6 protein-coding genes are annotated in these 7,819 nt (G+C 51.4%); 3 read left to right on the plus strand and 3 right to left on the minus strand.

Annotated elements, in window-relative coordinates; all coding sequences use genetic code 11:
- The coding region (locus QCH34_RS03330; RefSeq protein ID WP_300330061.1) for a cupin domain-containing protein at nucleotides 1–230 on the plus strand (230 nt) is incomplete at its 5' end.
- Nucleotides 231–264: 34 nt separating this feature from the next.
- Here QCH34_RS03330 and QCH34_RS03335 read toward each other — a convergent pair.
- The 3 genes from QCH34_RS03335 to QCH34_RS03345 form a co-directional block, all read right to left on the minus strand.
- Nucleotides 265–1,887 carry a cache domain-containing protein gene (locus QCH34_RS03335; protein WP_300330064.1) on the minus strand — a complete coding sequence of 541 codons (1,623 nt, stop codon included), beginning with the start codon at nucleotides 1,885–1,887 and terminating at the stop codon, nucleotides 265–267.
- Nucleotides 1,888–1,938: 51 nt separating this feature from the next.
- Nucleotides 1,939–2,361, minus strand: a complete 423-nt coding sequence (locus QCH34_RS03340) for an META domain-containing protein (protein ID WP_300330067.1) — start codon at nucleotides 2,359–2,361, stop codon at nucleotides 1,939–1,941.
- A 76-nt stretch (nucleotides 2,362–2,437) separates the two neighbouring features.
- Nucleotides 2,438–4,213, minus strand: a complete 1,776-nt coding sequence (locus QCH34_RS03345) for a PAS domain S-box protein (RefSeq protein ID WP_300330072.1) — start codon at nucleotides 4,211–4,213, stop codon at nucleotides 2,438–2,440.
- A gap of 166 nt (nucleotides 4,214–4,379) precedes the next feature.
- On the opposite strand from QCH34_RS03345, the gene QCH34_RS03350 reads away from it, so the two are divergent.
- Nucleotides 4,380–5,675, plus strand: a complete 1,296-nt coding sequence (locus tag QCH34_RS03350) for a CARDB domain-containing protein (RefSeq protein ID WP_300330076.1) — start codon at nucleotides 4,380–4,382, stop codon at nucleotides 5,673–5,675.
- A gap of 30 nt (nucleotides 5,676–5,705) precedes the next feature.
- Nucleotides 5,706–7,819: RND family transporter (locus tag QCH34_RS03355; RefSeq protein ID WP_300330079.1), on the plus strand; the 2,114-nt coding region annotated here is incomplete at its 3' end.

Here is a 7,819-nt window from a genome sequence, read left to right on the forward strand (position 1 = left end):
AACCGGGTGAGGCACTGAAGAAGCATGCCACTCCGGTGGATGTCTTCTTCTATGTGCTTGAAGGAACCGGTGTTGTCGAGATCGGAGAGGAGAGGAAAGAGGTTCTGAAGGATATGCTGGTTGAAAGCCCGGCAATGATCCCACACCGATGGATGAATGAGAGCAGGGAGATCTTCAGGGTGCTTGTTGTGAAGATCCCACGCCCCACCACTGAAACAAAACTGCTCTGATCTTATTTATCCCCACTCTTACTTCTCTTTCAACCTAAAACTCCTTGAAAACCAGCAGTCTCCAATCGGTTCCATGGAGGGAGACGGTATCCCAGACGACATGTTTCTTCACTCCGGAGAGACCGATGATAGCTGCTCCTTTTGGTTCGGTCAGTATACGGGATCTGAAATGCCCCACATCCGGGAAGATTTCATATCCCGGATCCGGGAAGATCATCGCCCCAATCTCCTTTGGATCTTCTGCATAGAGGACTGTGCCATCCACCTGAATCGCCCGTGCCGAGTGTGGCGATCCGATTTCCGCCTTCTCTGCTGCCCCGCCGAGAAGAACTGACGGAAGAATGATCGCGGAGATACCACCTGCAATTCTGCCATCAGCAGTTACAACCGGATAGGCGATTGAGACTCCATCCTGCCCCTCAACGGTATGGAGCAGATGTGAGAGTACCGGCTTCTTCTCATCCAGTATAACACGGATATGTGGCTGGGCTGAGATATCCGCCCCGATAGCCGATGCATATGCTTCGGGATAGACATCAATGATCCGGCCTTCGGAATCTAACGAGACAACATCATAAACCGCTTCCGAGGTGCCGGCGACATACGCGAGCACCTCATGGGTGGAGGGGGCATCAAGCCCGACAGCGCTTGCATGGGCTCCTGCAAGCAGCACCTCGTTATCGAGGTAATTCAGCTTTGCTTCTGTCTCTTCATGATACCGGGAGAGGAGAGCCTGCATCACGATCTCATCTGAAAACGTCCCTTCACCCATATAGTAGATGCCAGCTCCAATCCAGTAGGTATCATCCACCATCCTGACATAGCTCACTTTTGGTTCAAGCTGCATCCCTCTCCCGGGGTTTGGATAATGGTAATAGATGAAACCGCCGCCAAGCCGGGAGAGGGCGATCTCGATACGCGTTACATTCAACCCATGGTGATCGGTGAGATCGAGCATGCTTGTCCCGAGAAGCTCGGGCTGGTAGGGGAGGGCAAGCGCAATTCCATCCACATCAAGGGCATAGATGTAGAGATCACCCCGGACATAGGGGCCTTTGAGATCATTGAAGGTGGCAAGCGCCTCCTCTTTCCCGACACGCTCTGCATAGAGTGCGGCATCGTCAACGAAATCGGCAAGGGACGCTGTCACTTCCGGATCCGGCATCATCGTATCATCTGCGGAATAGAGACCTGATCCAAGCACCCATCCATCACCGCCTTTCATCACATAGCTGATCTTGGGTTCCACGGCAAAGCCATGTGTTGGGTTTGCGTAGAGATAGCTGACAAAACCACCACCTGCAAGACCGGTTTCTATAATTTCCCTGATGAAATAGCGGCCCTCTGCATCCTGGAGATCAGAGCGGCTGGTTCCTATCTGGTCTGGTTCAAAGGGAAGGGCAAGTGTGGTGCCATCCTTTTCATAGGCAAAGATATAGAGATCTCCTTTCACAAATGGTCCACCCGGATCATTGAAGGCGAGGAGTGCAGCCTCTTTCCCATGCATGTCAGCATACTCAAATGCGGTCTGTACAAACGCCACCATCTCTTTTGGGGATGCATCAGACACCACTTCCGGTTCAGAATCAGAAAGGCAGCCCGTTACAGAGATCAGAAGAAGAAGACAAAGTCCAACAATATAAAAACCCTTTTGCATAACAGATGATAGTTCATCGGAGAAGGGAAAAAAGGTTTCTTTTCTGATGAATCACCGCATCTTTCCGGCAACCAGGATCTCCCGGCCACCTGCCCCGTACATCATCAGGATATCGCCATCAATCTGGTACGAGCGAACCTGTTCAAGCAGGAAGAGAAAACGACCCTCCTGTTCCATAACACCCTCATCAGGGCAGTACATCAGGGTAGAGACAGGCGATCTGAAGGCAATCTCTGTTTCACTGGCACGATACTCAGCAGAATAGCTGTTGCATCCGGCAGTTCCACTGGCTTTGCCATCTTCTGAGAAATGGAGGGTGGCATACGTATCTGCCCGCACCATCTCACCGTCATTGCCCTCATAGGCAACAAGTGTCCATGATGTCCCCGACAATCCGCCTGTCACCATGGAGCAGCCAGCGGTGACAAGAACGGCTGCGAGGAGAATGGCGACTATGAAGAAACCTGATCTCATGCAGGAGAGATTGGAGGGGGAGAATATAACCGTTCACATCTATGTAAAACAAAACCTGCCTGATAAGAGAAGAGGATTAAGAACCCTGCTCATCTGCAAGGAGCCGGTCAAGCACCGACTTGCATCGCCTGAGTTCCTCCTCACTCTCTACCTGGCGCGTGACATCAAGCCCGGTGCTGATGATATGGGTAACTGCTCCATCATCATCGCAGATAACCGAATTCGACCAGTCAATTATTATGGGAGTCTGATCCCTGCGTGTCAATTTGCCCCGTATACGTGAAACACGCCTTGTATCAACCAGTGTTTGGATATGGGCACGGACACCCTTGATCATATCCGGAGAGGTGAACATCTCCCAGATATACTTCCCGAGAACTTCCTCTTCACGGTACCCGATCAGCTCTTCCGATCTCCGGTTGAACCGGAGGATCCGGCCTTTTGGATCGAGAACAAATATGGCAGCATCCACGGTGGCAAGGATCGTATCAGAGAGATCCCTCTCTTTCAGAACCTTCAATCCCGCCTCCATCCATTCGATAGCAAACCCGATCTTTTCGGCGAACATGGAGAAGAGCTGCTCTTTGCCCTCATAATACCCGGGCTCCTCGTCCCTCCCGCCAAAACCAACCTCAAATGATCCGACCTCTTCTCCGTTTGCATGGATTGGCTTTGAGAAGACAAAGGGAAGTCCTTCTGGAATTCCGCTCTCATAGAGATCATCCCCGTGGGTAATCCGAACCCCGGTGGGACCCCGTTTCGACCAGCATTTCCCAACCACCCTGACAAGTTCATGGAGAAGTGCAGGGAGTGACATCTCGGAGTTGATTGTCCCTGAAAACCGCTGGATGCACTCGATCTCCTGGAAACTTCGTTCAAGCCGGTCCTTTTGCGAGAGGAGGGCAAGCTCCATCTCTTTTCGATCGGAGATGTCATTGCCGACCGACAGAACACCGATTACTTCACCCTCATCACTTCTGATCGCCCGGTTCGACCATCGAACCCAGACGAGGCGGCCATCTTTCGTGATATTGGCGTTTTCATTCCGCCTGTATGAATCGGTATCAGTGCAGACCTTACCGATCATCTCTTTCAGATCACGGCCGGAGAGCTCCTCGGGGGGAACGATCGTCCCGATCACATTTCTGCCAAGCACCTCTTCTTTCCGATATCCGAAGAATGTCTCGGCAAACTCATTAAAGAAGAGTATATTGCCATTTTTATCAAGTTTGAGGATGATTGCATCGGCCATCTCCACAAGCTCACGATATTGTTGTTCCCGCTCCCTGAGCTCATCGATCATACGGACTTCTTCTGTAATATCCACCATGACAATGACATACACCGCCTGATGCGCCTCATCAACCGATGGGATGATATGAATATGGAGATGAATAACCTCCCCTCCATCCAGATGAAGGGGATATTCAAGCACCTGCTCGGAATCGCCAATTTTCCCCTCAAGTACTGACAGAAGATCGAACACACCGGGATCGGCAACCTCCACATACCTGAGATCCTGGCCTACCAGATCGCCGCTTTGTTTCCCCATGAGTTCAAGGCAGGCATCGTTGATCACGAGAAGACGGAGATCAGAATCCAGAATCATGATCCGTTCATTCATTTTTGATATGAGTGATGCGAGAGGTACGCGATATGCTGGCGAATAGATCTTGGCTTTCCCAAACATCCTCATCTCGACAAGCCCTGCCGCATACATGCCATCGAGATACCGTCCGGTCGAGTGCTTATTTTTCCCAAGTGCCTGCGCTATCTCGGTAACGCTCATACCATTCGGATGTTTCCTGAGAAGTTCGCGGATTTCGATATATTCATCCCGGAGAGGTTCCATTGAGTATCTCTATTAGCACTTAATATTTAAATATATTTACAATAGGTATCACTTGAAAAGACAATAATGAAATATTACCTCCACAATTGTGACATATGAAGAGAGTGTTTAAATACAATAAGACGCAACCAGTACTATTCAAAGATAATAGATATTGGTGCAATCAATGAACCAGAACCATCACATTCATAGAAACTGCCTCAGGGGGATTCTTATTCTCTCTCTGATACTGGCAGCCATCATCACACCGGCAATAGCCGGTGAGAAGTATCTCTACGGATCCCCCGATCTCAGGGTCGCAATCACCGGGACAAACGAATTTTATCCGGGCGAAGAGGCAACTGCCACCATCAGGGTTGAAAATACCGGACTGACCATCATCAAGATCGTACGGAGCGAGATCATCTCACGGGATGATCGCCCAGATACCGCAAAGATGGCAGTCGTAAGCCTTGCACCAGGAGATGCGCCACTCACCATTAAGACCGATCCACAGATGATCGGGGACATCACCGGAGGTGAAAGCACCACCGCATCCTTTACCATACAGTTTGATGAGGATGCCAGAGCCGGAACCTATACCATACCGGTCAGCATCGAATACACCTACCTCTCAAGTGCTGAACAGCATGGAGATGACTTCATCAGGTACTATTACAATAAAAAAGTGGTCCATGCAGAGCTCCAGGTTGTCGTAAAACCGGATGTCAGGATCCTCGTCACCGATATACAGACTGATTCAATTAATGTCGGCACTGAAGGGTATATCACGCTGACTGTCCGGAATACCGGGTCCGAAGATGCCCGATCCGCAACTCTCAAGATCGATCGGAGCGGAACAAGCCCGCTCATCCCGACTGATGGCAGTGCGTTTATCGGAGATTTCCCTGCAGGATCGACCGTTACCCGGACATTCAAGGTTGCCGTATCAACAAACGCCGAACCTCGCGACTATCCCCTCTCTGTCTATGCAGAATATAAGGACAGGAACGGCCAGATGCAAACATCAGAACCACGAACATTCGGAGTGAATACGGGGGGCAAGATCGAATTTACCGCCATCTCCCCCCCGGCTGTTGTCAGCCCCGGCCAGAAGACCGTCATCGATGTCGAATACAAAAATATCGGTGATGCACAGGTTTACCGGGCAACCGCACGGATATCGGCAGTCGATCCCTTCACTTCAAATGACGATACCGCATACCTCGGGGACCTTGCCCCCGGAGAGACGAAGATCGCACGATTCATCCTGAATGTCGACTCGGGTGCAACCGAGAAGATCTATGGTCTTGACTCAGAGATCAGGTACCGGGACGCACTTGACAATACCCAGATATCTAAGACAATGAAGGTTGAGGTGGAAGTTGTTCCGCGTGAGGGATCAATTCCACCAGTACTGATTGGAGCCATCCTGATTGTTGTGATCGGTGCAGGGTACTGGTACTACCGGAAACGGCAATAATCACCTTTTTTTAAGGAGACGACTGCCACCATGCAGATCTACGAAACTTTTTCAGATGCAGTAAACCGGCACCCTGGAAAGATAGCATTAGCAATAGTCCTGCTCCTGATCATCGGGCTCTATGGAATGACCATGACCCAGATGGAAACGGGTGCAGAGACCTATATCGATCCGGATACCCCCCGGTATATTCTACTCGATAAGTACCAGAGCACCTTCTCTTCAGACGCTATCATGATCCTCGTCGAGACCGAGGATGTGACAAATCCGATAATTCTCGATTATATGGCGGATCTCAAGAGAGATCTCGTGCGGGAGCGGCATGTAACCGGAGTTATCGGGATAACAGATTACCTCACAAATGCCAATGGCGGGGAGATACCCGCCTCGATCGCCGAGGTAGAGGCTGCACAGGAACAGATTGATCCTGCACTCTATGACCGGCTGGTTCCGGCAACCTCGATGACGATCATCCAGGTGATGCTTGACACCGGCCTCTCCGAGGATACCCAGTTTGAGATCGTCGACTCCCTCGACACCGTCATCCGGCTGTCTGAACCCCCACCGGGAACAGTTGTCTCGCTCACCGGAAATCCTGCCTTTTCCAAACAGATGATGGATGAGATGGGGACCTCGATGGGGAGCCTCATCGGTATTGCGATGCTCCTGATGGTACTCGCAGTCGGCCTCCTCTTTAGTGCCGTCCGGTACCGCCTCCTCTCTGTTGCAATCGTGGCAAGCGGCCTCATCTTCACCTTCGGGTTCATGGGGCTGACCGGCATCAAGATCAACATGGTGACGATCGCTGCATTCCCGGTCTTAATCGGGATCGGGATCGATTATGCAATCCAGTTCCATTCCAGGCTTGACGAAGAGGTCAGGAATTCATCGCTACCCGAGGCCATCAGGATAACCATGACGAAATCCGGACCCTCGATCCTCTACGCAATGCTCGCCACCTCAATGGGATTCATTGCGATGTGGACATCCCCGCTTCCGATGATCCGGAGTTTTGGAGAAGTCTGCGTGATCGGGGTTGTCTGCTGTTATCTCGCTGCACTCTTCATCGTCCCGATCTTTGCCACCCTGCTGAAGTACCAGCCAAAACCAGTCCCGGAAAAGAAAGGGCTGGCACTTGGAGACCGGTACAATCTTGGCATCGGAAAGATGGCTGGCGGCATATCCCGATTCCCGCTGATCATCCTTGGAATATGCGTACTCCTTGCTCTGGGAGGGTTCTCGGTGGACGACCAGATCATCGTCAATACCGATGAGAACACCTTTGTTCCCCCCGATATGCCCGCGAAGGTGCAGATTGATAAAGTAACCCGTGCAATGGGCCCATCTGAAACCACCCCCATCTTTGTCAGGGGAGACCGCGTCTCGGCACTTGACTGCATCACCTGGATGCATAGTTTCCAGCGGTATCAGGAAGAGAATAACGAGCTGATCACCGGTACAAGAAGCATAGCAGACCTGGTGATCCAGTACAATGGCGGCACATTACCCGAGACAGATGCAGAACTGGCGATGGTACTCGAGACAATACCGCCACAACTTCGTGACCACTACTTAAGCGGCCATTCGATGGCGCTCATTGAAATATCGACCCTCGATATGGATCCGACCATTGGAATGTCATTTGTCGAGCGGCTTCAGAAAGAACTCATCTGGCACCAGCCGCCGCCCGGGATCACCGCCTCGCTCACCGGGATGGGAGAGATGTTTACCGATCTGATCACCCAGATCCGGGAGACGAAGACCACGATGACCATCCTCGGATTTGTGATGATCTTTGCCTTCCTCTTCCTCGTCTACAGGAAGAGCCTGAAGGCGGCAACGCCCCTTGTCCCAATCATCCTGATCGTCGGGTGGAACAGCCTGATCATGTACGAGCTTGGGATCGACTATTCACCGATGACCGCAACACTCGGATCGATGACGATCGGTATTGCCTCGGAGTATACGATCCTGATCGCAGAGCGGTACTATGAGGAGCGGGAGAGGGGTTTACTGAAGATGGAGGCGATCCGCGAGAGTGTCCAGAAGATCGGAACCGCGATCACCATATCCGGCCTGACAACGGTCTTTGGCTTCTCTGCACTGATCACATCCAGCTTTGGGATCATCAGCAACTTTGGTAT

This window comes from Methanocalculus sp. (genome assembly GCF_029762515.1).
In the GTDB taxonomy this organism is placed as follows: Archaea; Halobacteriota; Methanomicrobia; order Methanomicrobiales; family Methanocorpusculaceae; genus Methanocalculus.